This window comes from Hyalangium ruber, assembly GCF_034259325.1.
GTDB classification, from domain to species: Bacteria; Myxococcota; Myxococcia; order Myxococcales; family Myxococcaceae; genus Hyalangium_A; species Hyalangium_A rubrum.
Genome location: NZ_JAXIVS010000023.1, coordinates 110,293 through 131,236 on the forward strand (window position 1 = coordinate 110,293; position 20,944 = coordinate 131,236).

General features: G+C 65.9%; 19 protein-coding genes. 9 read left to right on the forward strand and 10 right to left on the reverse strand.

The features are described from left to right. The first annotated feature begins 689 nt into the window (after nucleotides 1–689). From SYV04_RS40875 to SYV04_RS40885, 3 genes are all read left to right on the forward strand, one after another. On the forward strand, nucleotides 690–1,670 hold the full coding sequence (locus tag SYV04_RS40875; protein WP_321551523.1) for a toll/interleukin-1 receptor domain-containing protein: 981 nt from the start codon (nucleotides 690–692) through the stop codon (nucleotides 1,668–1,670). A gap of 253 nt (nucleotides 1,671–1,923) precedes the next feature. Next, nucleotides 1,924–3,276, forward strand: coding sequence for an AHH domain-containing protein (locus SYV04_RS40880; protein ID WP_321551524.1), 1,353 nt, complete (start codon nucleotides 1,924–1,926; stop codon nucleotides 3,274–3,276). A gap of 21 nt (nucleotides 3,277–3,297) precedes the next feature. After that, complete coding sequence (locus SYV04_RS40885) at nucleotides 3,298–3,861, forward strand: imm11 family protein (protein ID WP_321551525.1); 564 nt, start codon at nucleotides 3,298–3,300, stop codon at nucleotides 3,859–3,861. A gap of 182 nt (nucleotides 3,862–4,043) precedes the next feature. Here SYV04_RS40885 and SYV04_RS40890 read toward each other — a convergent pair whose 3' ends face one another. The 3 genes from SYV04_RS40890 to SYV04_RS40900 all read right to left on the reverse strand — a co-directional run bounded on the left by SYV04_RS40890 (nucleotide 4,044) and on the right by SYV04_RS40900 (nucleotide 9,435). After that, nucleotides 4,044–6,971: an Ig-like domain-containing protein gene (locus tag SYV04_RS40890; RefSeq protein WP_321551526.1), complete on the reverse strand. Its 2,928-nt coding sequence runs from the start codon at nucleotides 6,969–6,971 to the stop codon at nucleotides 4,044–4,046. A gap of 108 nt (nucleotides 6,972–7,079) precedes the next feature. Then, entirely contained in the window at nucleotides 7,080–7,973 is an 894-nt protein-coding gene (locus SYV04_RS40895; RefSeq protein WP_321551527.1) for a class I SAM-dependent methyltransferase, read from the reverse strand. An 88-nt stretch (nucleotides 7,974–8,061) separates the two neighbouring features. After that, nucleotides 8,062–9,435, reverse strand: coding sequence for a sensor histidine kinase (locus SYV04_RS40900; protein ID WP_321551528.1), 1,374 nt, complete (start codon nucleotides 9,433–9,435; stop codon nucleotides 8,062–8,064). A 360-nt stretch (nucleotides 9,436–9,795) separates the two neighbouring features. On the opposite strand from SYV04_RS40900, the gene SYV04_RS40905 reads away from it, so the two are divergent. Genes SYV04_RS40905 through SYV04_RS40915 form a run of 3 tightly spaced genes read left to right on the forward strand, consistent with a single transcriptional unit; the run spans nucleotide 9,796 to nucleotide 13,358 of the window. After that, complete coding sequence (locus SYV04_RS40905; protein WP_321551529.1) at nucleotides 9,796–10,590, forward strand: M48 family metalloprotease; 795 nt, start codon at nucleotides 9,796–9,798, stop codon at nucleotides 10,588–10,590. A gap of 52 nt (nucleotides 10,591–10,642) precedes the next feature. Next, the gene (locus tag SYV04_RS40910) at nucleotides 10,643–12,445 is read left to right on the forward strand and encodes an SLC13 family permease (RefSeq protein WP_321551530.1); all 1,803 of its coding nucleotides are present in this window, start codon (nucleotides 10,643–10,645) and stop codon (nucleotides 12,443–12,445) included. 10 nt (nucleotides 12,446–12,455) lie between these two features. Then, entirely contained in the window at nucleotides 12,456–13,358 is a 903-nt protein-coding gene (locus SYV04_RS40915) for a universal stress protein (RefSeq protein ID WP_321551531.1), read from the forward strand. A 27-nt stretch (nucleotides 13,359–13,385) separates the two neighbouring features. Here the strand turns inward: SYV04_RS40915 and SYV04_RS40920 are convergent, their stop codons facing one another. From SYV04_RS40920 to SYV04_RS40930, 3 genes are all read right to left on the reverse strand, one after another. Continuing rightward, nucleotides 13,386–13,970 carry a dihydrofolate reductase family protein gene (locus tag SYV04_RS40920; RefSeq protein ID WP_321551532.1) on the reverse strand — a complete coding sequence of 195 codons (585 nt, stop codon included), beginning with the start codon at nucleotides 13,968–13,970 and terminating at the stop codon, nucleotides 13,386–13,388. Between the two features lie 132 nt (nucleotides 13,971–14,102). Then, nucleotides 14,103–15,764, reverse strand: a complete 1,662-nt coding sequence (locus tag SYV04_RS40925) for an SMP-30/gluconolactonase/LRE family protein (protein WP_321551533.1) — start codon at nucleotides 15,762–15,764, stop codon at nucleotides 14,103–14,105. Continuing rightward, nucleotides 15,761–17,575, reverse strand: a complete 1,815-nt coding sequence (locus SYV04_RS40930) for a flavin-containing monooxygenase (protein ID WP_321551534.1) — start codon at nucleotides 17,573–17,575, stop codon at nucleotides 15,761–15,763. Before SYV04_RS40930 ends, SYV04_RS40925 begins: the two co-directional genes overlap by 4 nt. A 100-nt stretch (nucleotides 17,576–17,675) precedes the next feature. On the opposite strand from SYV04_RS40930, the gene SYV04_RS40935 reads away from it, so the two are divergent. Next, the gene (locus SYV04_RS40935) at nucleotides 17,676–18,254 is read left to right on the forward strand and encodes a TetR/AcrR family transcriptional regulator (protein ID WP_321551535.1); all 579 of its coding nucleotides are present in this window, start codon (nucleotides 17,676–17,678) and stop codon (nucleotides 18,252–18,254) included. Nucleotides 18,255–18,352: 98 nt separating this feature from the next. Here the strand turns inward: SYV04_RS40935 and SYV04_RS40940 are convergent, their stop codons facing one another. From SYV04_RS40940 to SYV04_RS40955, 4 genes are all read right to left on the reverse strand, one after another. Continuing rightward, nucleotides 18,353–18,643, reverse strand: coding sequence for a DUF1842 domain-containing protein (locus tag SYV04_RS40940; RefSeq protein WP_321551536.1), 291 nt, complete (start codon nucleotides 18,641–18,643; stop codon nucleotides 18,353–18,355). Between the two features lie 130 nt (nucleotides 18,644–18,773). Further along, nucleotides 18,774–19,250 carry an SRPBCC family protein gene (locus tag SYV04_RS40945; RefSeq protein ID WP_321551537.1) on the reverse strand — a complete coding sequence of 159 codons (477 nt, stop codon included), beginning with the start codon at nucleotides 19,248–19,250 and terminating at the stop codon, nucleotides 18,774–18,776. Nucleotides 19,251–19,260: 10 nt separating this feature from the next. Next, nucleotides 19,261–19,626, reverse strand: coding sequence for an ArsR/SmtB family transcription factor (locus SYV04_RS40950; protein WP_321551538.1), 366 nt, complete (start codon nucleotides 19,624–19,626; stop codon nucleotides 19,261–19,263). Nucleotides 19,627–20,094: 468 nt separating this feature from the next. Continuing rightward, complete coding sequence (locus SYV04_RS40955) at nucleotides 20,095–20,334, reverse strand: hypothetical protein (protein ID WP_321551539.1); 240 nt, start codon at nucleotides 20,332–20,334, stop codon at nucleotides 20,095–20,097. 33 nt (nucleotides 20,335–20,367) lie between these two features. Here SYV04_RS40955 and SYV04_RS40960 point away from each other — a divergent pair, with 33 nt between their 5' ends. Beyond that, the gene (locus SYV04_RS40960; RefSeq protein ID WP_321551540.1) at nucleotides 20,368–20,628 is read left to right on the forward strand and encodes a hypothetical protein; all 261 of its coding nucleotides are present in this window, start codon (nucleotides 20,368–20,370) and stop codon (nucleotides 20,626–20,628) included. A gap of 29 nt (nucleotides 20,629–20,657) precedes the next feature. Continuing rightward, the gene (locus SYV04_RS40965; protein WP_321551541.1) at nucleotides 20,658–20,804 is read left to right on the forward strand and encodes a hypothetical protein; all 147 of its coding nucleotides are present in this window, start codon (nucleotides 20,658–20,660) and stop codon (nucleotides 20,802–20,804) included. Nucleotides 20,805–20,944: the final 140 nt, after the last annotated feature.

Genomic DNA, 20,944 nt, shown 5'->3' on the forward strand with positions numbered 1-20,944 from the left:
GGGAACACGAAGGGGCACCAGGGAGAAGACTATGATTCCGCGACACTCCAAGTCACCGGAACCCATAGAGATTTCCTGGCTTGTTAAGAATTATCCACAGGCTCTGGGGGTGACTTGCAGAGGCTGGAGGGCCTTTTTACCTTGAGGCCATTCATTCTTCGATGGAGACCATGCACAATGGAGGGCCCATCCAAGCCAGAAAGAAAGCTGAAACGGATGCCGATGTCCCTGACTGCTCGGAAGTTGCTCCGAGCATTGTTGCGGCATCAGAAGAAGCATCGGCTCGTCTTTCGCCAGATCTATCGTCCTGAACGGATACCCAGGCGACTAACGACCTACGGGAAGATCAGAGCGGCAGCTGGAGTAAGCGCTCCCCCGATCAAGCTTGGACGCTATCTGGGAGAGATCGCTCACTTCTGTATAGCGAACCATCTTCCTCCGCTCAATGCGCTCGTTGTCAATGGCAAGAGCCTGACGCCAGGAGGAGCGTACATAGGTACCGATTGGGAGAGAGACGTTTTTGCCGCACTCATCTGCCGGTATCCGGATGCCAAGAAAGTGATGCCGTACACCAAAGAAAAGAAGCCGACTTGATTTGATATGGCGGAGCCACTTCAGCTTCCCTCAAAGAGGGCTTGCCAAAGGCTTTGCAGTACTTTCCCGCGAATGTTTGACCGAGGCTCCAGTTCATGGCAAAGCTCTTCTTTTCCTACAGCCACGCCGATGAGGCACTTCGTAACAAGCTGGAGGCTCACCTTTCGATGCTCCGTCGCCAAGGACTCATCGAGTCCTGGCATGACCGGCGGATCACAGTGGGCAGTGAACTCGACGCCTCTATCAGCAGGCAGCTTGAGGTGGCTGACGTCATCCTGCTACTCGTGAGTTCTGATTTCCTTGCCTCTGAGTACTGCTACTCCAAGGAGATGATGAGGGCGCTTGAGCGTCACGACTCTAGCGAGGCCCGGGTCATCCCCGTGATTCTACGTCCGTGTGACTGGCACTCGGCGCCATTTGGTAAGTTGTTGGCTGCGCCTCGCGATGGGAAAGCCATTACAATGTGGCCAAACGAAGATGAAGCGTTGACAGATGTCGCGGTGAAGGTCCGTGAGGCCGTCAAGGAACTGGGTGCGCGCCAAGTGCCAGGGGGCGTTCCGCAGGTCCCATCGGCACCGAAGGGGGGAGCAGCCTTTGCGACAGCCTCCCCATTGGCGGCACCGGAGCGGTTACGCTCGAGCAACCTGCGAGTGAAGAAGGAATTCTCAGAACTGGACCAAGACCAGTTCTTGCACGACGCCTTCGAGTATACGGCGAGGTTCTTCGAAGGCTCGCTGGGAGAACTCCAGGAGCGCAACGCTGACATCAAGACGAGGTATCAGCGCATCGATGCGCGTCGATTCGTCGCCCATGTCTATAGAAACGGCGAGAAGTTGACGGAGTGCTCGATCAGCTTGGCCAGCTTAGGACGCAGAGATAGCATTGCCTTCTCGCACGGCGCATCCGCAAGCGTAAATGGCATCAACGAGATGCTCAATGTCGAGCACGATAGCCAGTCGCTCTACCTGAAACCCCTAGGAATGTCTTCCTTTGGGCAGTCGCGCGATGAGAAACTGTCACACCAAGGCGCTGCCGAGTACCTGTGGGCATTGCTCATGGAGAGGCTTCAGCGGTAACGAAGGGTCGGAAAGCAACTGGTCATCGGTGACCGCCTGCCCCGATACCCGCGCGAGCCTGAAGATCTCTTTCCACATGCACGGCAGGCGTTGGGAGGGAGCAAGGACGTGGCGAGCATCCATGCGTCAGCGTCGGGCGCGAGGTTGCCCCCGCGGGGTGCCAGAGATGAAGCACGGGCACCACCTGGCGTCTCCTCCTCTTCCCCGCGGCTGCCCTCTATCCTGACCACCTCCTCGCAAGAAGGAGTGACACATGCTTCCGTGGCGGATTCTCTGGAAGGCCGAAGCGCTATTCCTTGCGTTGATCGTGGGGTGCGCCAGCGTCCCAAGGGTCCCCCGCGTGGAGGACACCGGCCAGAGCAAGGCTGTCGTCCACGTCTCTCGTACTGCTGACCTGCAACCCGTGGAACTGGAGGAAGAGGAGTTCCAGCAGGCCGTGAGGCGCCTTGCGCGCGAGGTGCGAATGACAGGCACGCCGCGCCAGACGGCGGAAAAGGCGTTTCAGCTGGACCCGCAGAGCGGCAATTATCTCTACCTTCAGCGAGATAAGAAGCTGGTGCCAGCAGGGCCCGGCGAGCCTTGGGACGGCACGTTGACGAAAGAGGAGCTTTCGCTGGCGGAACGCTATCGGCTCTGGTGCCAGAGCGCCTACAACTTCTATGGAGACTGTCTCGGGGGCGCGCTGGTGGCAGGCCGCTACCTGGACAGGCAAGGCCGTTACGTCTGGGCGTTGGCGATGAGCAAGAGCCCGGTGCTGGACGAGATGAAGAAGGCGCTGGGCGAGCTGGCGGATTTCCGTGCGCTCATCAGCGCGGCCCTGTGGACGTTGGGTTCCATGCTGTTGATCATGCTCCTCAATCCCGTGGCTCCGGCACTGGTGGCGGTCCTGGGCGTCGGGATGCTCCTGTATGTGGGCTATGACACGCTCCGCAACCTCGTGACGGGCTGGGTTGAGTTGACGGAGGCGGCGAAGGTCGCAACCACCTTCGAGGAGATCCGCGAGGCGGGCGAGCGCTTCGGGAAGGTCATCGGGCGAGAGGCAGCGCGCGCGTTCGCCATGCTGCTGATTGCGGCCATCGGCTCGACGGCGCAGCTGTTCGCGGCGAAGGTGCCAACGCTGCCTGGCTCGGCTCAGGTAGCCATACAGGCCGAGGGGCAAGCAGGAATCTCTCTGCCCACGCTGGGGGCGGTGGAGGAGATCGCGGTCAGTGCCGAGGGCGTCAGCATCACGCTGCCCGCAAACGCGGTGGCCATGGCGATGCGGCCTAGTAGCGGCAAGAGCCCCTGCATCGAGACGCACCACATCGCCACCATCTGCAATGAGAAGGACACCAAGCGCGGTGGCCCGTGGACGCCGAGGTTCCAGGAAATCTTCGCCAAGGCGGGAATGTCGATGGAGGACCCGGCGAACAAGATGCCTCTGCCAGGGCATTACGGACCACACCCAGAGCGGTATCACCAGATCGTCATGGACGCGCTCAGTGAGGCAACGGCGACCTGTCGCAGCGTCGTCGAGTGCCGCGCGGCCCTGACCGACGAACTCCGAAGACTGGCCAAGCAGATCGCCACCCCGGGAACAAAACTGAACCAACTCGTCACCCGCTAGCAACCGCGCTAAGTGGAGTCCATGTCCCACCGTTTCTTCAGACTCTCCGACGATGTGAACGTCCCGCACCGCTGGCATCTGGCGATGCCCAGGGACCGTCAGGGCGTCAAAGTGGATGACGGGCAGTTCAGGCTTGGGCTTCCCGTCTCCACCACGGGCCGTTTGAGAATCCCCGTCGAGGTTGCGGGCAAGCCGCTGGACTACACGGAGGCCGGCATCATGATCCCGGTGGTCCATGTCCGGGTCGCGTCCATGTTCTCGGAACTGGCCCCGGATGATGCGCAACTCATCCCCGTGGACGTGGAGGGCCACTCGGATCAGTACCTCATCCTCGTGGCCACACGCCTCATCGACTGCATCGACGAAAATGCTTCCCAGTTCGATCGGTGGACGCCCGAGGAGGGAGTGCTTCACAGGATCAGGCGGTATTCCATCATGTACGAACTGCACATCGACAAGGCCAAGGTGGGAAGCGCCAAAGTGTTGCGGTGCGAGGGATGGACCGGCCCGCTGATCGTCTCCGGGGAAATCAAGGACGCATTGGATCGCATGGGCGCCACCGGCACGAGGCTTGAGGAGGTCTAAGCCCTCGGTCATCGTTGTTGCACACCTCGAAGTGAGGGCTGCCGGTGGCCCTCTACTGCGCCCTCGACGGGGAGACCCGCCGGGCGGGATGCGGCAGCAGCAGGTGATCAACATCTATGTCCGGGGGCTTAGTCCGGGCTCACCGAGACCCCGGGCCCGTGCTTCTCGAACACATGGGAGTTTTACTCTCGCCTTGCCGAGGGTTCGACTCCCGCCGCCTTGGGTGCCGGACCCTCGGTGGCACTGTCTGAGTTGCTGAGCGTCACCGTGATGGGGCTGCTGGTGCCCACATTGCCCGCCGCGTCGTAGGCCTTGGCGGTCAAGGTGTAACCCGTGTTGGGCAGAGCACTCGTGTCCCAGGGGATGCTGAAGGGGGCCGTCGTGTCGCTGCCCAGCCGCGTGGTGCCAGAGAAGAACTCTACCCTGGTCACAGCCCGGTCGTCGGTGGCGCTGGCCTCCAGCGTGAGCACGCCCTGTACCATCGCCCCGTTGGAGGGTGAGGTGATGGACACCACTGGGGCCGCGATGTCGTTGTTGACGATGACGGTAACGGGGCTGCTGCTGCCCACGTTATAGGCCCGGTCATAGGCCTTGGCCGTCAAGGTGTGGCTGCCATTGCCCACCAGGCGCGGGTTCCAGCTCGCGCTGTAGGGTGAAGAGGTGTCGGTCACCTTCAGGATGCCGTCCACGTAGAACTCCACCTTGGTGAGCACCCAGTTGTCGGTGGCCGAAGCCCGGAGGGTGATGGTGCCCTCCACCGACGCTCCTTCCGCCGGAGAGGTCAAGGAGACGGTGGGCGGGGTGTAGTCGTTGTCCACCACCACGTTCACGGGCTCGGAGAAGGAAGAGAGTCCACTGGAGTCCCAGGCCCGCGCCCGCAGGGTGAGGGGGCCGTTGGGCACGCTTCGGGTGTCCCAGAGGATGGTGAAGAACGGCTCGGGGGAGCTCCCCACCTGGGTATCCCCCGCGAAGAGATCCACCCGGGTCACCAGGAAGTCGTCATGGAGCGTGAAGGAGGGGTAGAAGGTCTCATACACCCTCATGCCCTCGAACATTCCGGAGAATGCCACGGTCGGCGGCTGGGTGTCCGTCTCGGTGCCGACGGCGAAGACGAGGTCGTCGTGGTCATGGAGGCTGCTGGGCGCGCAAGGGTTGGGGCTGCCCCCCATGCGGTAGACGCCGCGCAACACCTGGAGGTTGCCCGGGGGAAGGATGAAGTTCCTGCCCAAGACGTTGGTGCCTCTGCGGTTCGGGCTGAAGGTGCCCAGCAGCGTCCAGTTGGGGTTGTTGGCGTCTGGAGCGTGGTAGAGGTCCAGCTTCTCGCTAGCGTAGCTGGCGCTGGCCGAGACAGTGGCCTCGACGCGCACCTGCTTGCCGCCAGCCAGGAGCGTGCCCCCCGTGGTGGCCACCTTCAGGCGTTGCAATGAGGGGCCGGAGAGCGCGCTGCCAGAGGAGCCGTCCGCACAGGCGCCTTGCAGGGTATTGGGCGCATGGAGCTCGGGGCCGAGGGAGCCACGACCGGCCACCAGTCCCGCCGTGTCACACTGGCGGTCCACGGCGGCGCAGACAGGGGTGCCCAGCGCCACATCGAAGGTGGCATTGCCGGGGTTGGCGAGCGTCACGGGAACACCCGCGCTGAAGGCCAGCTGACAGCCCATGCCATAGGCCTTCGCGGTCAGGACACTCGAGCCATTGCCGGCCCCCGTGCTGTCCCAGGCCACCTCGAACGGGGGGTACGCATCCGTGCCGATGAGGCGCCCGTCCACGAAGAACTCCACCCGCTTGATGCCAGTGTCGTCCGTGGCCTCGGCCCGAAGTGTCACGGTGCCGATGAGAGTGCCCCCTGCCACCGGTGCCGTGAGCGCGACCTGGGGTGGCGTCGTATCCCCTGGCACCGGGCAGCCGCTGAAGAGCAGCCTGTTGGGCGAGAGGGAGCCTGGGCCCGTTACCTTGCCCTTCGTGGCGCGTTCGATCAGCTCATCCGTGACCCGCTCCGGCGTCGCGGTGGGGTCCTTCTCCAGGTAGAGGGCTGCAGCTCCAGCCACGTGCGGGGCGGCCATGGAGGTGCCGCTCAGGATCTGGCTGGCGGTGTCACTGGTGTACCAGGCCGAGGTGATGTCCGAGCCCGGCGCGAAGAGATCCAGGCATAAGCCGTAGTTGGAGAAGCTGGAGCGCGCGTCGGTCCGGGTGGTGGCCCCCACGGTGATGGCCAGCGGCGTGCGTGCTGGCGAGGCGTAGCATGCGTCCGCGGTGTTGTTGCCGGCGGAGAGGGTATACACCACCCCGGCTTGGACGGAGGCGGTCACGGCATCGTCCAACGACTGCGTGATGATGTCGATGCCGAGGCTCATGTTGGCCACTGCCGGCTTCATGTGGTGGGCGGTCACCCAGTCCACGCCCGCGATGATGACCGACGCGGGAGCAGCTCCATCGCAGCCCAGCACTCGCACGGCGTGCAACTTCACCTCCTTGGCCACGCCCCACGTAGCGCCTCCCACCGTGCCGGCCACGTGCGTGCCGTGGCCGTGGCAGTCGTTGGTGCCATTGCCATCCTGGACGGCGTCGAACCCCGAGAACGCACGGCCCCCGAACTCGGCGTGGGTGATGCGAATGCCCGTGTCGAGGATGTAGGCATTCACTCCCTTGCCGGTGGCCTCATAGGTGTAGAGGGTGTTCAGCGGCAGGTCGCGCTGGTCGATGCGGTCCACGCCCCAGGTGGCACTGCCCTGGGTGGCGCTCAGCCGGACCTCGACATCCTCCTCGACGTAGCGCACGCGAGGATCCGCGGAGAGTGCGTGGGCGGCCGCCTCGGGCATGGAGACGGCGAACCCCCTAAGGGCATGGTGGAAGACGTGCTTCACGCTGGCTCTGTGCGCCTGGGCCATCTCTCCGGCGAGCGTGTCGACGAGGCCCCTGGGGGCAGCGGTGTCTTCCAACACGACGATGTAGCGCCCCGGCAGGGCGTTGGGCGTCTTGATGAGCTTGCCCACCCGCGGCTTCGGGTTCGCTGATGCCGTGACAGCGAGTTCCTGGGGCTCCTCCTCTCGTAGCCCCTCACACGCGGTGAGGGACAAAAGGGTTCCAACCAGGAAGATCGTGGCTCTCCGCATTGCGAACTCCTTGCAGTCCGGGCGTGACGTCCCGCCGCCACCCGGACGGAGAGCCTTCCAGATTATTCAAGGAGTTCTATTTTCTCGCTTCCCGCTTGAGACCGCCGCTCAGGCCGGCTTGTCGAGGATCAGCCCGAAGTGGGTGTAGCAGCTCGGGCTGAGCTCCAGCACGTTGCTGAAATGCACCACCTTGGGCGAGAGCCCCGCCGCCAGCGCCGGAGAGAACACCCTCTCGCGCAGGGTGTCGGCGCTGTAGAACCGCCCATGCCTCTCGCCCCAGCGCGGGAAGAGGTGAACCCGGGAGCCCGCATCCGGGCGGATGTCGTAGCCCCAGGCGGGGTCACACATGGTGAAGGCGTACTGGCCCAGGTACAGGGGGACGATGCACACCCGGCCTCCGGGCCGCAGCACGCGTCCGACCTCCCGGATGAAGCCGGTGTCCGCCTCCCCCTCGAAGTGCTCGAAGGAGCAGTGGAGCGTCATCGCATCCACCGAGCGGTCCTCCAGCGGCAGCGCGGCGGCCGAGCCTCCAATTCGGTCCCCGTGGACCCCCGGCTCGAAGATGAGGTCCTGCCGGTAGCGGTGCCGCGCGCGTGCCAGCAGGCGGAGCAGCTCGAAGTAGGGGCTGTCCTGCGTGGAGGCGATGTCGACGAAGACGGACTCTTCCCGCGACAGCAGGTGCTGGAGCTGCTTCCAGGTGAAGTAGTACTGGGGAACCTTCTCCCAGATGGGCTGCTGCTGGCAGCACTGGCGGATCCGCTCGCTGCGGCTCGAGAGGTCCTCCCAGAAGCGGCGCACGTCCTCGAGCTCGAACCGCGCGTCCTCGACGGGGATGTTGGCCCGACGCACCGGCTCGGGGTCCGTGAGCTTGGGACCGGGCCCGTACTGCCCGAAGCCCGTCACGCTCAGCAACTTCGAGAGCGGCTCGGAGATCTTGTACGAGGCGCGATGCCGTACGCTCTTCTTCAGACGGGTGAGCAGTTCCATAGAGGGATTGCCCATTCTCGTTCCCTGGCCATGGAGGGGTCAACAACCCCCTGTCCCCTCGGCCTTGCGGTTGGCGCCCTCCTTCCACTCCAAGCATTCATCCTCAGTGATGCAGCTCCGGCTGCCGTGCTCCCAACGTGGGCTCCCAGGAGGACCCCGCCCGCCGAAGCTCGAACCAGAAGGTGCTTCCCTGTCCACGCTCGGACGTGACGCCGACTCGACCGCCGTGCCCTTCGGCCAGCTTCTTCACTGTCGCCAGGCCCAATCCGAGCCCCTCGGCACTGACGCCTTGTCCACGGAAGTAGGGCTCGAACAAGGAGGCCAGATTCGCCGAGGCGATCCCCGGTCCCGTATCGCTCACCTCCGTTCGAATGAAGTTCCCCTCCTCCTTCACTCGAACGGTGACACGCCGCATCTCCGCATCTCCCATGTACTTGATGGCGTTGCGGACCAGATTGCCCAGCAGGCTCAGGTAGACCCCCGTGCTGCACGAGACGAGCACCGGAGGCACAGGCTCACACTGAAGGCTGATGCCAACCTGCTCCGCTTCGCCCGCGAAGCCACCCAGCATATCCGCGATGACCGCCCGGGGCTCGGTCCGAGCGCCCGGGTCCGGCCGGGCTCCGGAGCGAGCGAAGTCCAGGAGCGCGCCCGTAATCGCATCCGCTCGCGAGAGACTCCGGATGATCCGGGTGACGGACTCACGCGCCGGCGCCTCCGTGCTCTTTCGCATCGCAAGCTCGGCCGCCATGCGGGCCGCGGAGAGTGGGTTCCGGATGTCGTGGGCGACACGGCCCGCGAACTGCTCCAGCTCCGCGGCCCGCTCCTCGAGGAACTTCGAGTGTGCGTCGAAGAGCGCGCGACGCGTCCGTGCCTCGCGATGGAGCAACCACGCCACGACCACGGCCAGGAGGCCGCAGACCGCGTTGAGGCCATTGGCGAGCCACATGTTGTCGCGGCGAGTTTCACGAATGCTCGCCGCCAGCTCGCGGCCGCGGACGGCGTTGTATTCGATGCCGCGAGTGACATCCTCGAGGATGTGCCGGCCCGCCGGTTCAACCTCCTGCACGAACAGCGAACTCGCCTCAGCGCTCGCGTTGGACTCCACGGCCGCGCGCGCATGTTTGACGGCATTGTCGAAGCGCAGCCAGGACTCATGCACGTCCATTCGCACCGCCTGCTCGCCCGCGAAGGAGGAAAGGGTCAAGTATGCGTTGGCGCCCTCCTTCACCCGAGCCAAGGCAGCCTCCAGGGAAGCGCCCAGCTCGGGACGGCGCGAGGGCTCATGAATGAACCGCGAGAGCAGCAGCTCGGCCTCCAGAACGGACCTGCGCACGAGCGTCAGGTGCTCGATGCTCGGGGCCGAGTTGTAGATGATGTCCTCGGAGAGCGTCCCGACCGCCGCGGAAGAGCGCTGAACGATGAGGTTCGTCACGAGGAAGCTCCCCACGACGGCAACGAAGGCGAGGGAGAGCATTCTCCCGGACACAGGGGTTCCTGGTGGCAGTGGAGAGGACATCCTCATTCCATGCGTGTTACCTCCGCATGAGTCAAGCCCATGTCGCGGGGCCGCCCCCTGCCCCCAGGGCTCTCCTCACGTCGGGCTGCGCACATTCCCGGCCGGGGCTGCCGGGATGATGGGGGACGTGCTCGGTGTTGAGCCGATAGAGCCATGTGTACCTTCCCCATCGCCACATCTCTGAGTCGCAGTGGGCTCTCGGGAGCCGGGCGACAGGTGCGTACCGAGGTCGTGGCCTTTCTTGGAAACCGCGCTCACTGCTGAGCAGTGGCGCATCCGCCCGTTTCCACAATCCCCTCGCCAGAAAGGAGCTCGTCCATGTGGGCTCTGTCCACGCTCGCTTTGTTCACGGCCTCCCTGCTCGGGCTGGCGCGTTGGCTCTACACACGCATCGACTCCTTCGTGGTTCGACGACAGGGCGCGCGCCGGCTCCACTTCGAGGAGGCGCCACGGTTGCACACACTGGTGGCACACCTCAGCATCGCCGCGAGGATTCCCTCTCCCCGCCTCTACGTGGTGCGGCGCTCGCAGCCCAATGCCTTCTCCCTCGGCATGGGTCCCCACTCCGCCCGCATCATCCTGACGAGCGCCGCGCTCGACGGGCTCGATGAGGCAGAGCTCCGCGCCATGGTCGCGCACGAACTCGCGCATATCGCGCGGGGCCACACGCGCCGAGCCACGCTCGTTGCCACGCTCGCCGTGCTGACGCGAGGCGCGCTCCGCTCTCACGAGGGACGCGTGTGGCTCCATCGGATGGGGACTCCGCCCGAGCGGGACTTCGCCGCGGACAGGGCCGCTGCCCGACTGCTGGGAGAAGCCCGGGGCCTCGCGACCTTGCTGACACGGTTGAAGGAGCGTGCCAGCGGGAGCGCTCCGTTCTCTGACGCCGAGGCGGGCACCCCCTTCACGGCCCCCAGGCTCGAAGGGCGCTCCCTCGACGCGCGCATCCATCGCCTCCAGCGGATGGCTGCCGAGGAAGAGGCGCGAGGGACCCAGGCCTCCCTTCGTCGCTCGGTTCACCGTCGCTCCCGGTTCTACCCACGCCCCGGAGCGACACGGCGGCCCCGAAGCGTTGTTCCGAGCCAGGCGCACGCTCGCCTCGCTCATCCCTGAGTCCCGCGGTTCGACTCAGTACTTCCACTTCTCACTTCCCCACCGTGCAGCCATGACCATTACCCTCGCGCTGGGCGTGGTGCTCATCGCCATCGTCCTCCTCTCCATCGATCGCATCCCCATCGAGGTGAGCTCCCTCGCCATCGTCGTGCTGCTGGTGCTGAGCGGCCTCTTGACGCCGAAGGAGGCCCTCTCCGGGTTTTCGAGCGAGACGGCCATCTTCATCTTCGCGCTCCTGGCGCTGACGCAGGGGCTCAGCACGACCGGGGTGATGCAGCTCGTGGGCCGGCGGTTGCTCTTCCTCGCGCGGTTCAGCCCACAGGCCTTCGTCGTCATGCTGCTGGTGGCCGTCTGCGCATTCTCCTCCGTCGCCTCGAACACGGCGGTGACGGCGGCGTTCCTCCCTGTCGCGACGGCCGCGTCCGCGCAGACGAAGGTGGCCTCGCGCAGGCTGTTGATGCCCCTGGCGTTCACTTCCATGCTGGGGGGCACCATCTTCCTGTTCGGCACGTCCACCAACCTCGTCGTCAGCGCGGCGATGGAGCAACGCGGACTCGAGCCCATTGGCTTCGCCGAGCTCGCGCCGGTGGGGCTCCCCCTCGCGGCAGCCGGAGTCCTCGTGACGCTGCTCCTCGTGCGGTGGCTTCTCCCAGCGCGCAAGGCGGACCGGGACATGGGGGCGGTGCTCCAACGTGAATACGTGACCGAGGCGGCGCTCACCCCCGGCTCCCGGCTCGCGGGGCGAGCGCTGCGCTACATCACCGAGGGGCTGGGAGTCCCCGTGCGGGGAATCGTACGCGATGGGGCCATGCTGCCTCCCGACCCTCGGGAGGTCCTCGGGGCCCAGGAGCACCTCATCATCGCGGGCAGCCTGGCGGACATCCTGCGCGTGAAGGATCTGCGCAGCATCGGTCTCAGGGCTGACTTTCGGATTCCCGAGGGCCACCGCCAGGCGCATACCCTCGTCGAGGTGTCCGTGCCGCCCACGTCGGCCCTGGCCGGCAGGTCCTTGCGCGACATTCGCTTCGCGGAGCGCTACGGGCTCGTGGCGTTGGCCATCCACCGCCACCCCACGCTCCAGAACGTCGACCAACATCTGAACCTGATGGGGAGCCTGGCCGGCGGGGAGGCCCTGAAGAACCTCTCCCTGTCGGTGGGCGACATGCTGCTGCTCGGCGGGCCCGAGAGGCGTGTCCGTGAGCTCGCACGGGACGAGGAGCTGACGGTGCTCGGCAGTGTCGAGTATCAGCGGCCGCGCTACCGGCGCGCCGTGCTGGCCGTGGTCATCTTCGCCAGCACCGTCATCATCGCGGGGCTGCGAATCACCTCACCCGCCATCGCGGGGCTGGCGGGAATGGTGGCCATGGTGGCGACGGGCTGCGTCGATGCTCGTACGGCGTTCCGCGTGGATTGGCGGGTCGTCATCATGATCGGCGCGCTGCTGGCCCTGGGGCTGGCGGTGGAACAGAGCGGCGCGGGAGAGTTCCTTGCGCGGGGAGTCATCCCCCTGGTGGGCATCATCGGGCCACGCGGGGTGCTCTGCGTACTCATGATCGTCACCGTCCTGCTCTCCGTGCCCATGAGCAATCAGGCCGCTGCGTTGATCATGCTGCCGGTCGGAATCCATGCCGCGATGGACATGGGGCTCGATCCCCGGGCGTTCGCCATGGGAACGTGCCTTGCCGCATCGTGCTCGTTCCTCACACCCCTGGAGCCGTCCGCCGCATTGGTGTACGGCCCCGGGCGCTACCGCTTCCTGGACTTCCTCCGCGTGGGGACACCCCTCACTGTGTTGATGATCGTGCTGCTGACGTTCGCCGTGCCCCTGGCATGGCCGCTCACGCGGCACGGATAAGGAGCCAAAAATGTTTCGTTCGCTGCTCATCCCCATCGATCTCTCCACCGCCTCGAGCAAGGTCATCGGGCGAGCCGCGCTGCTTCCCCTGGCGGAGGGCGCGCACCTCACGCTGCTTCACGTAGTCCCTCAGGGACTGCCGCGAGCAGCGCGGCTGAGCGCAGAGGGCGATGCGCAAAAGGCACTCGCCGCGGCGGCGAAGCGCGTTGCCCACCTGGTACCCAAGGGCGTTGTCGTCAAGCAGCTCGTGAAGGTGGGCTCGGCCGCGGCTCAGATCGCCAGGCAGGCCCACGCGGTCAGGGCTGACTTGATCGTGATGGGCCGAGGGGGAGGCCGCGCGCTGCGCGAACTCTTCCTCGGCTCGACGGCCGAACGCGTCATCCGGAAGGGACAGCTTCCGGTCCTGGTGGTTCGCCAGCCAGCGCGCGCGCCCTATCACCGGCCACTGCTCGCACTGGATACGGACCCGGTGGCCCATGATGTTCTCGCCCTGGCGCTTCGCGCGCTTGCGCCTTCAGCTCGTCAGATCGACCTCGTCCACGCCTACGACTTGCCCCACCAGGGGCTGATCTATCCGAGCCTCTCTCCGAACCAGGGCCAGGGGTACCGGAACCACTATCGGCAGAAGGCCCTGCACGATGTGGCACAGCTCGTCGCCACCGCGTTGGCGGAGCTCAAGCCCTCCCCGGACGACGTGCCTTCCTTCAAGACCCACGTGCGATACGGCTCACCGAGAACCCTCATCCCGGAGACCGTCGCCGCGCTCCGAACGGACCTCCTGGTGCTCGGAACGCATGGCTACGAGGGAGTCGCGCACGCGCTCCTCGGGACTGTCGCCGGAGACGTCCTCCGGGAAGTTCCATGTGACGTCATGGTGGTGCCGCCCAGCGCCTCCACGGCCCGGAAGAAATGAAGCTGGGGCGAGCGCGGTGCTCGCCCCTCATCCGCGTTGACGCACGTAGTGGAGCCCCACCACACCGCTCGGATACGGCTTCGCGGACTTCAGGCTGAACGTCGCATGCACGCCGTCCGGCATCACGCGTTTCCCGCCGCCCAGGGTCAGGGGATAGAGGAGCAGGTGCAGCTCGTCCACCAGATCGTGGGCGAGCAACGCGTGTACGAGCTGACTGCTGCCGTCGGTCAAGATGTCGCGGCCAGGCTGGGCCTTCAGCCCTCGCACGAACTCCATCGGGTTCTCACGGATGATGGTCGTGTCCCGCCAGATCGGCTTCTCGAGCGTCCGCGAGACGACGTATTTCTTCGGAGCGTTCATCATGTCGCCGAAGGGATCTCCCGGGGGCATCGGCTCGAAGGCTTCGGCGTGCGTCACGTACGTGCGTCGGCCCAGGAGCAGCGCGTCCATGTTCTGCATGAGCTCCTGGAAGGTCTTGCCGATGTCGTCGTGCCAGTAGGGCATCGTCCATCCGCCGTGCTCGAATCCTCCGTCACGATCTTCGTCCTTGCCGCCCGGCGCCTGCATGACGCCGTCCAACGACACGAACTCGGACACAATGAGTCTTCTCATCGAGATCCCTCCTGGCGCTCTGCGTCGGGACGACGCGGCGGCCGGCACCATACCGTGCGTGCCGGAGACGGACCTTGCCGAACCTCGCGGTGAAGACCTCCAGTGTGCAGTTCCCGTGCGGCAGGTGCGCCCTCACTTCGGCTGTGCGCTCCCGGGTGGGGGGACGAAACGATAGATGGCGCTCTCGATATCGGACGACAGGTAGAGGGTCCCCGAGCCGCCTACTGCGACGCCCGTGGGGACGTACCCTGGCGGCAGGCCCTCGCTCTCGGGCAGGCCGATGCGCAGGCCCTTCGCGATGACGGTGGAGCGTCCCGTGGCCGGGTCGATGCGCACCAACTGCTTGCGGCCCACCTCGGCGACGATCAATCCGCCGTCGGGATGCCGGGCGATGCCCTCCGGTGCCTTCAGACCCTTGGCCACCGGGCGCCGGGCGCCATCCGACAGGCGCACCCGCGTCACCTGCCCCGAGCCCACCTCCGTGACGTACACGCCTGGCTCCTTCGCCTCCGTGTCGGCCACGAGTCCCACCGGCCCCTTCAGTCCCTCGGTCAGCACCGTCGTCCCTGCGGGCTCGGCGGTATCCACCCGGACGAGCCGGCCCGTGGTGGCCTCGGCGAGCAGCAGCGTGCCATCGGCGAGTTCGAGCACGCCCTGCACGCCATTCGTGTTGGGGATCGTCCGCAACACCTCTCCGGAGGTTCGATCCAGGACCTGCACGCTCCCCAGGTAGGCACTGCTCAGCACCACATGCGTGGCGCCCAGGCTCACGTTCATCGGGAAGGTCATCCGGGAGGAGAGGACTCGAGTCGTCTGGGCGATCTTCCCATCACGCCCTCCCACGCGGCGAAGGGCATACACATCCGCCACATACAGGCTCTCGCTCGGATCATCCGGCGCGACGGCGAGTCCGGAAGGCACGCTCAGGCGCGCCTCGACAACGGGCCGGATGGAGCCATCCGCGGGAGTGACCACACGGATGTCGTTGTCCACCATGTTGGACACATACACCTGGTCATCGGGCCCCACCGTAAGGTTGTCGAGTCCGGTGGGAAGCTTGGCGACGACCTCCTTGGCTCCCGTGGCCACCCGGACGCGGACCAGCTCGCCCCGCACCGAGTCCGCCACGTAGAGATTCTCGCGGCTCGCGTCGAAGTTGACGGCGACCGGCATCCCGAAGCCCTCCGCCACGACCTCGGTGGTCCCCGTATCCACGTCCATGCGGACAATCTGCCCCTTGAGCAGGAGCGGCCCGTACAACCGATCGTCCGTGCCGAACTCGAAGCCGTTGAGGAACCCGAGCCCGGTGCGGAGCTGGCGAGGTGGCTTGCGCCCGTTCGGATCCATTTCCCACAGCGCATCGCCCCGGCCGAGCTGGGTGAAGTAGAGCCTGCCGTCGCGGCGGAAGGCCAGCGAGTTGAGGCCCGGCAGATCCTTGGCGAGGACGCGCGTCTTTCCATCCGGAGTGCGCCGCATCAACCGGCCGGAGAAGTAACCGGTCCAGTAGATGGAGCCATCCGGGCCCAGGGCCACATCATCCGCGCCGCCCAGCGGAGGCCCCACCAGGGTGCTCACTGCACCGGTGCTCAAGTCGATGGAGTGGACCGACTGGCCGAGCAGATTGCTGGCCAACAGGTGCCCCTTGCCATCGAGGGCCAGCCCATGGACACCCTGGAAGGGAGAGCCGGCCACCACCACCTCCTGTCGGTAAGCAGGAGGAGGAGCGGAGAGGGCTTGGCCGCCCACCATCAGCATCCCGGCCGCCAAAGCCTTGGAGAGCAGTCGCGTCATCATGGGTTGGAAGCCTCTCCGCCACGGGTGAGCTCCAGGCCCGAGAGCTCGTCGGTGTTGCGCCATCTCCGCAGGACGTCGATGAACGCGAGCGTGTCGCCTCCGAAAGAGGCGTAGCGAATCGCGCTCGGGGGTGGCCGGACGCCCTCGTTGTTGAGGTAGCCGGGTGTGCAGTCGACACCGCCGAAGGAGATGCCCTTGTGGAGGCGGCTGACAATCTCCGCCCACCACTGCTCCTGCGCCTGCTCCGACGGTTCGATCGCCTCGACGCCCCGCTTCAAGCACCGCTCGATGATGTAAGCGGCGTGCCGCGCCTGCTCACCGAGGATGTGAACGAAGTTGATCGCCCACCCGCTCTGCGTCGGGCTGAACATCAAGAGGTTCGGATAACCGCGGCTGTGCATGCCGTGGAGCGTCGCCGGGCCATTGGCCCAGCTGTCACGCAGGGCCTTGCCGCCGCGCCCGCGAATGTCGAAGCCCAGGCGACGGGTGTACTCGCTCGCGACCTCGAAGCCCGAGGCATAGACCAGGCAGTCGACCTCGTACTCCTGGCCCTTCACCACCACGCTCGTAGGCGTGATGCGCTCCACACCCTTGCCATCGGTATCCACGAGTTGGACGTTGGGGCGGTTGAACGTCTCCAGGTACTCGTCGTGGAAGCAGGGCCGCTTGCACATCTGGTTGTAGTAGGGCTTGAGCGCCTCGGCCGTCACCGGATCCTTGACGATGGCCGCCACCCGCGCGCGGATCTCCTCCATCTTGCGGAAGTCGGCCAGCTGGCGGAGCTCGGCCGCCTCCTCGGGGGTCTTCGCCAGGCGGCTCGCGACATCATCGAAGATATAGGTCCAACCGTCCCCCACCAGGTCGACGTCCTGCTCGCGACCGGAGACGAGCGCGGTGAAGTTGCGGATGCGCTCCTCCTGCCAGCCGGGCCCGAGCGTCTTCACCCAGGCCTCGTCCGTGGGACGGTTGTTCCGCACACCGACGCCCGAGGGCGTGCGCTGGAAGACGTACAACTGCCTGGCCGAAGCCCCGAGGTGGGGGATCGCCTGAACCGCCGTCGCGCCCGTGCCGATGATGCCCACGCGCTTGTCGGCCAGCCGGCTCATCCCGCCCTTGGGACCGCCGCCGGTATAGGCGTAGTCCCACCGGCTCGTGTGGAAGCTGTGGCCCTTGAAGGTCTCGATCCCCGGGATGCCGGGCAGCTTCGCCTTGTGCATCACGCCGCCAGCGATGACCACGAACCGCGCCGCGAGCCGGTCTCCTCGGTGGGTGGTGATGTTCCAGCGCCGGGCGGCCTCGTCCCAATCCAGCTGCTCGACCTGGGTCTGGAACAGCGCCGCCTTGTAGAGGTCGAACTGCCGGCCGATCCGCTGGCAGTGGGCGAAGATCTCCGGCGCCTTGGCGTACTTCTCCGTGGGCATGTAGCCGGTCTCTTCGAGCAGCGGCATGTAGATATAGGACTCCACGTCGCAGGCGGCGCCCGGATAGCGGTTCCAGTACCAGGTGCCGCCGAAGTCGCCCGCCTTGTCCACGATGCGGAAGGACTCCACTCCCGCCTGGCGCAGCCGCACCGCCGTCAACATGCCGCCAAAGCCACCGCCGACGATCAGCACGTCGATCTTCTCCGTCAGTGCCGGGCGGGTGAAGCCGGGCTCGACGTAGGGGTCCTTGTCGAAGTCCTCGTAGATGCCGCTGAAGTCGCGGTACTGGGCGTTGCCGTCAGCTCGGAGCCGCTTCTCGCGCTCGAGCCGGTACTTCTCCTTCAACGCTTCCGGAGAGAAAGAGCCCTCATCCTTCTTCGACGCAGTCATCCGCACACATCCTTTCGAGCCGACAGTCGCCGCGTATGTACACGGCTGTGTACATCGCTGGACTTAGCCCAATCCCTGTCGTAAGTAAACGACCGTGTACATGCCTGATCCGACCGAACCCAAGCGAGAGACGCGCCAGCGCGATGCCGAGCGCACGCGCGCCGCGATCCTCACCGCCGCGCGAACGCTGTTCTCCACCCGGGGCTTCGCCCAGACCGGCGTGCGCGAGGTGGCGGAGCTCGCCGGGGTGAACTCCGCGCTCGTCGGCCGCTACTTCGGCTCGAAGATGGGGCTGTTCCGGGCGACCTTGGAGGTGATCGACATCACCCCGTTGCTCCATGGAGACCGGCGCCGCTTCGGCGTGGACGTCGTGGGAATCTTCTTCGACTCGCCGGACGCACCGGGCCCGCTGGCGATGATGATCCTCTCGGCGGCAGACCCCGAGGCGCACGCGGCGAGCGTCGAGTTCCTCCAGAAGAAGGTCATCACCCCGTTGGCCAGGTGGCTGGGACCTCCGGATGGCGAGGGCCGTGCGGCGCGGCTCAACATGCTGTGGACCGGCTTCCTCACCGGTTGGAAGCTGCTGCCCATCCAATCGCTCTCCGGGGCGCGACTGGCCTCCACCCGCCGCTGGCTGGAGACCACGACCCAGACCATCGTCGACGAAGGCAAGACCTGAGCGCTCCCCTGCCTACCCACCCGGGCAGGCTGCGCGGCGCGCGGGCTCAAGCGTATTGAAGGCCCAGGGACCCTCTCCCGCATGTTCTGGAGCCGGCATCACGGGCTCCCGTGCCCGTAATAGGCGGTGCCACTCTTCCACTCGGAGTCGAGCACCATGCGTAGGTGGACGTTGGGGACCAGCACGGGCCCAACGCCCCCTCCCGAAGGCCACTGGATCGCCGGCGTGCCGGTGGCGACGACGAGGATGTTCGTCTGCTTCGGCATCACCGTCATGTACGTGAACGTGCCGTTCAGGTTCGACCGCACGTCCAGCGGCGGGTTCACCGCGTGGACAGCGAACGGATCGGCGCGCAGGTGATCCGGCTGACCTACGTCCCCGCCTGACACTCCCCGGTTGGAAGCCTGCCGACGCTGGCGCAGGCCTCCTGGCGCGGGAGCTCGGTGGCGCTGAGCTCCCTCCTCGTCGCCAGCGTCACGGCTCAGGCGTTGGCCCTCGTCTCCGCGATCAACGAGGACTTCATGCCTGTCCTGCGCTCGCGCCCAGGGTGACGAGAAGCTCGTCCAGTTGCTGGAACGTCTCGACCAGCGCATCCTGCGCCCCGGTGCCGGCAGCGTCGAGCGCTTCCTTCGAGGGGTAGAGCTCGCTCAGGACCAGCAGCGTCTTGCCCCCTTTTTCCTCGAAGGTCACCGTGGTGACGGACCCATTGTCACCCCCTTCCTCATTGGTCCAGACGAGGCGCGAGTGCGGTGTCACTTCGGTGTAACTCCCGAAGAACGCCATCCCTTGGCCGAACACCAGACGGTACTTACCCCCGGTACGAACATCCATCTCGCAGGAAACCAGGGTCATTCCCATCGACTTCGGCACCCACCACTTCTTGAACAGCTCGGGCTTTGTCCACGCCTCGAACACGATGCGTGCCGGAGCATTGAAAGTTCGCGTGACGACGATCTCACGCTCGGACTTCCGTTCCACAGTCGTGCGGTTCTTCATGGGTGTGGGCTCACTCTCTCTTCTTGCGTCCATCGACCTGCTCCTTCCGTTTCAATTCCTCGACAACCTTGTCCAACTCGTCGAAGCGTGCGTCCCAGAGCTGGCGGTACCTCTCGAGCCATGCCATCTCTTCCTCCAGTCGGCGCGGGCCGATCTTGCAGGTCCGCACGCGCCCGACCTTCTCCGTGCTCACGAGCCCGGCCCGCTCCAGGACACCGACGTGCTTCTTCATGCCCGTGAGGGTCATGTTGAACTTCTCGGCGAGGTCCGTGATCGAGGCCTCCGCACGCCCGAGCTGCTCCAGAACACCGCGTCGGGTGGCGTCGGAGAGCGCGGCGAACGAAGCATCGAGGCCGGCATTTGCATACTGAACCATGTGGTTCAGTGTCTAGCAGGCGGATAGATGGCACGCAAGGGCAGTTCGAGCGCTTGCCGCTTGAACAGCTCGCGGTGGTGCCGTCGGAGCATCAGAAAAATGGGAGGCCGGCTGAAGGTGAGGGCTGGAGCGGAGGGGCCGAGGAGGGCCGCGGACGGGAGCCGCCCGAGCTGTGTGCCAGGCCCATGTAGGGGGCCGAGCACCCCCATCGGGCACACTGCTGCCCAGGCCCCCCTCCCCTCAGGGCGCAGCAAGAGCCTGTGCTCGGCCTGTGGGGTGTCTTGAGCGCCTCAACACCACGCTGCCTTATGTGGCCCTCGCGCAGGGGCTCGCCTCGCACCTGCAGTGGCAAGGCCCAGGGGCTTCACAATCGCGCGCACCCCTCGGGCTCCCTTCACGGCCCGCCAACACCCTTAAGCCTGCCTCCACACCTCACGCAGGCCAACACGTCGAAGTCCAACGTCCTCCTCAGCAACTCGGCAAAAGTCCACTCGCGGCCTCCTCTGCTTCATCCGCTCCCTTCTGGCCCCTGCCTCCTTCCCCGCTCTCGCCTCCTCCTCTCCTGCTTGGGGAGAGGACGCCATCCTCATCGCCGTCGACGGAGACCACCCGCGGCTCATCGGCAGCACCGGCCGCCGGCTCCAAGAGCGGATCGACGACGAGCGCGAGTGGGAGCGCATCCTCCACGAGGCGAAGTTCCCTCTTCATGCCGGTAGCGCCCGCGTGGTGAGCCTGAAGGCTGTGCCCGAAGTCGAATTCCGCTACGCCGTCTTCATCTCCTTCTTCAACCACCACAACAACGCGCTCTACCTCGAGCGGGGGTACGAGAACGCGCTCATTTATTCCTTCAACTGGGGCATCAGGACACTCGCCACGCCGCTCTACCAAGGAGGATGGTGGGGCACGCGGGAGCAGGGGCTGTCGGCGCTCGATCGGGCGTGCATGAGGTACGCCGAGGTGGACGTCACGCTATACGAATCGCCGCAAGCCCGGGCTCCGTAGGGAACAACACACACAGCAAGCGAGGTGACATGGGCAGCCCCGAGTTCTATGCAGCCGAGGCCCGCCGCAAGCTCGTCGTCGGCTTCATCATCTCTCACGCGCACCCCGTCATCCCGGTGAAGGTGATGGCCAGCGGGCCAGCACAATCGGCCACCAGCTGGTCCTCAGGGGCGTGAGGCTTCCCGACGTCGCGCTATAGCGTCTCAGGAAAGTAATGTCCGCGCGGAAGAGCCAGGGTAGCTTGGCAGGATGCGAAGTCGAGGCTCGCCCGAAGAGTTGGAGCATCGGCGCTGGCTGGCCATCCAGCGCTTGGTGG